We start from the raw sequence: 3,569 nt of genomic DNA, 5'->3' as shown, positions 1-3,569 counted from the left end.
AAAAAAACAGAGAAGATATAAATCTTCTCTGTTTCGGTATTTAAAAACAAATTTTAGCAACACAATTTCTTTAGGACATGGCTGCGGTTACCCTAACCAAGTAAAATTAACACAGCAGCCAACTCCTAAGAATCTCAGTACCAATCATCAATACTGAGAATTTGCTCAATGTTCCACGATCGAGCGCCTATACATTCAAAAAAAACATGACTAAATTCTAAATAAGGCTATATCGTATTACTTTCAAAAAAAGTTTAAAATCAACAACAAAGACGACTTGTATCACAAATACCCGATGATGTATTTAACGGACAAGTTTCGTCTGGTGATATTAAAATGCATCCTGCTTGCAAGGCATATACCCAACATTCTGGAATTCCTCCTTTTATGGTTTTCTGTTCACTTTTTTTAATGTACTGAGCACCTTCAAGGTTTAAAATTTTCTTTAACATAATAATATCTTTTTTAGATAGTAAGTGAGTTTCTTCTCTTACTATTTAAATATTAGCATTAGCAAGTATAATATTTCTCAACAGCAGCATCATTACAATTAATCTCTTCTGAATAATCAGTTCCCAAGATGTTCTTCTGCTCTTTTTTTGTAAGCTTTCTTGTTTCCTTGCTTTTTAAAATTTTCTCTAACATAACTGGTTATTTACATTTTTCGGTTTAAGCCTCAAATTTGCAATAACTTGATGCTTAAAATTTTTCTCTTAGCAACTACCGACGTAACTATTCGGAATGCAATTCCAGTACGCTGGCACAGTTCCAAATTCTGTACATCTTTTAACTTTAAATCCGTCTTCACAAATTGGAGCATGATCTCCATTTATTGTTTTCAGCTCACTTGCAGTTAATTCTACTGCTCCTTTTAATTTCAAGATACTCTTTAACATATCTGCAGGTTTTAGGTTGGGGGTAACTTATTTCTGTTTTTACAGTCGAAACTTCTGTTTCATATTATGCTATCTTTTCCAAAACTTGAACTTCATCGATATAATCATTTAGGAAATATTTCAACTCGTTCAATTCATATTCATTTGGAAATAGCCTTTCATTTACAATTTTAATAGGTGTGTAATTAAAATTGTTCATAGAGCACCAATCGTATTGTTTCTGAATTTCCTGATTTATCATCATGCTTACAGATTCAACATTCCATTTTTTAAGCCATTTTTTGTGTGTCATTCTTTTGATATACCAATCAGAAATTGCTTCAACCGTTTTTCCAGGTGTTGTTCTGTTAATAGTCAAAAGTCTTTCAACAACAGCCTTATAAGGATTATCATTGTTTTCTGGATTAATATTGAAAAGAACATTCAAAAATATTTTGTCTGGAAACTTCATCACTAAGTCAAAAGCTTCTTGGAAAGTTTTATAACAATGTCCGCAGCTTGGGCTAAGAATTACAGAGAGTCTAACTCCGGCATTTCTATTTCCAAATGTTAAGCCTCTTAAATCTTCAAATCCTTTTGCATATTTTACTTTTTTAGATAAGTAATTTAATAGCGAATAATTTCTTTTAAATTTCTTAAGCTCTTTTAACGAATTTTCATTGTCAAGCATTTTTCTAATCATCACTTTAACTGTTGCCCAAATTGGCATTAAAAGCAAAAGAGAGAATATGTATGGGAAAACTTCACTAAAACTAAAGCTCAACGTAAAAAGATCTGATGAAAACCAAACAATACTCTGAACCAATATTAAAAATGAGATTGCTAAGCACATTATGCACCATTTTTGAATCTCAAATTTTTGAATCCAGATTGAGCAAACTATTATTGGAATAGCTAATAAGCTTAAAAATCCAACAAAAACAGCTGAGCTTAATGGCTGAACTAATATTGCAATGATACTTGAACTAAAGAAAAGTAATGGCAAATCTGAAAAACTCAACCATCTGTTTGCAATATCATCATTGAAACTTATTACCGAATGGCAAGAAGAGTTGGAACTTAAATTACAGAATTTTGAAATTACTGTATTCTTAACTCCCCATTTTTCCTGTACAATAAATATGCTTACAATTAAACCAAGAACTGATGTTACCAAAAAAGAAGCGCTAAACCAATCAAAACGATTGTAGAAAAAAGACAATCCCGCTACGAGTGCAAGAGGCAGAAAATATTTTAGCCAATTGTATTCTATTTTTAGATTTTCTCTTGTTACTACATTGTTTGGCTCAATGGCAACGATTACACCATTCCAGTCTAAAAGAAATTTATCATACGATAATTTTTGCGTTCCTTTTTTTGTGGTTGTAATTCTAACCCCACTTTTAATCTTTTCAACCAGTATTAATTCATCTTTGAAATACGCCAAAAAGTTTGAAGGCAAATCTTCAATTTGCTCTTTCGAAACTCTTACGGCTGCATTCTCTACAGAAAGCAAATCAAACGAATCTGTAATGGCAAACAAACTCGGATAATTTGGATGAGATAAAAACAGATCCTTAAACTCATTTTTGATATCTGAGTAGCGATTGATTTGCAGAAATTTTTGGACCAGCTTTAACATCGTTTTTGATCGTTTTTAAATCATAATTACACTGCAAAGATTGGTGATTTTATTGATAAAAATCGCATACGCACATACATTTTATTAATTATACCACATACAATTTATAAATTATACCAAGTATAGTAAACATTATAAATGACTGAATTACAATTAGTTAAACATGGTATTTTTCGTTAAAAAGCTGAAAAAGTCTATTTTCGATTAACGGCTTTCCTTTTTATCTAGTTTTGGAAAGGCGATAATCGAAACAATATCAAACATGAAAAATAGAACACAAAAAACGAATTATTTTACAGGAAAAAAATCATTGAAAAGAGAGTAAAAAAATGACTTAAATAGTCAAAAATTGACTCTTGAAAACAGCAGAAAATACCCCCTGAAAAGCATAGTAGCAAGATTCAAATAAAAGGAATTAACTTACAATAAAGCCCTTTTTTACTACTGTGAAAAACCAAAAATAAAACCAAAATAACTTTGCATAAACCATTTTTAAGCGCTGTTTTTATCGCTTTTAATGACAATTGCTTAAAATATTTATGAAAGATTTATAGTACTAATTTTTTAATTTAAATAAACATACAACATGAAAAATTCAAAATTTACATTCAAAGATTTCCAATTAGATACAATCTCTAGAAAAGAACAAAAAACTATTAAAGGCGGAAGTGTACCTGATCCTACTGATCCAAACGAACCGAAAAAAGGCGGCGGAGGAAACGGAAATAACTAAAACGATACCTGAATAAACTCTTTAAAACTATCCAAAAATATAAAGTCATGAAAAATAACAAATTAACATTCAAAGATTTTCAATTAGATACAATCTCTAAAAAAGAACAAAAAACTATTAAAGGCGGAGGTGTAGATGATCCAATTGATCCGAACGAACCGAAAAAAGGTGGCGGAGGAAACGGAAATAACTAAAACGATACCTGAAGAAACTTTTTAAAACTATCCAAAAAAATATAAAATCATGAAAAACAGCAAATTAACATTCAGCGATTTTCAATTAGATACAATCTCTAGAAAAGAACAAAAAACTATTAAAG

5 protein-coding genes are annotated in these 3,569 nt (G+C 30.1%); 2 read left to right on the top strand and 3 right to left on the bottom strand.

Annotation, left to right across the window (positions count from 1 at the left end):
- Nucleotides 1-260: 260 nt before the first annotated feature.
- The 3 genes from B3J44_RS16610 to B3J44_RS16600 all read right to left on the bottom strand — a co-directional run bounded on the left by B3J44_RS16610 (nucleotide 261) and on the right by B3J44_RS16600 (nucleotide 2,517).
- Entirely contained in the window at nucleotides 261-452 is a 192-nt protein-coding gene (locus tag B3J44_RS16610) for a hypothetical protein (protein ID WP_278019808.1), read from the bottom strand.
- Between the two features lie 261 nt (nucleotides 453-713).
- Nucleotides 714-896 (bottom strand): hypothetical protein, encoded by a 183-nt coding sequence (locus tag B3J44_RS16605; protein ID WP_198854829.1) that lies wholly within the window; start codon nucleotides 894-896, stop codon nucleotides 714-716.
- Between the two features lie 64 nt (nucleotides 897-960).
- A complete protein-coding gene (locus tag B3J44_RS16600; RefSeq protein WP_286969757.1) occupies nucleotides 961-2,517 on the bottom strand; it encodes a vitamin K epoxide reductase family protein in 1,557 nt (518 codons plus the stop codon).
- 586 nt (nucleotides 2,518-3,103) lie between these two features.
- Here B3J44_RS16600 and B3J44_RS16595 point away from each other — a divergent pair.
- Both B3J44_RS16595 and B3J44_RS16590 read left to right on the top strand, forming a co-directional pair.
- Nucleotides 3,104-3,250, top strand: coding sequence for an rSAM-modified peptide (locus B3J44_RS16595; RefSeq protein ID WP_286969755.1), 147 nt, complete (start codon nucleotides 3,104-3,106; stop codon nucleotides 3,248-3,250).
- Nucleotides 3,251-3,297: 47 nt separating this feature from the next.
- Complete coding sequence (locus B3J44_RS16590) at nucleotides 3,298-3,444, top strand: rSAM-modified peptide (RefSeq protein ID WP_198854832.1); 147 nt, start codon at nucleotides 3,298-3,300, stop codon at nucleotides 3,442-3,444.
- Nucleotides 3,445-3,569 lie beyond the last annotated feature (125 nt).

The organism is Flavobacterium sp. UBA4854 (assembly GCF_002399805.1).
Lineage (GTDB): Bacteria > Bacteroidota > Bacteroidia > Flavobacteriales > Flavobacteriaceae > Flavobacterium > Flavobacterium ginsengisoli.
This window is presented reverse-complemented; position numbering and strand designations above follow the sequence as displayed.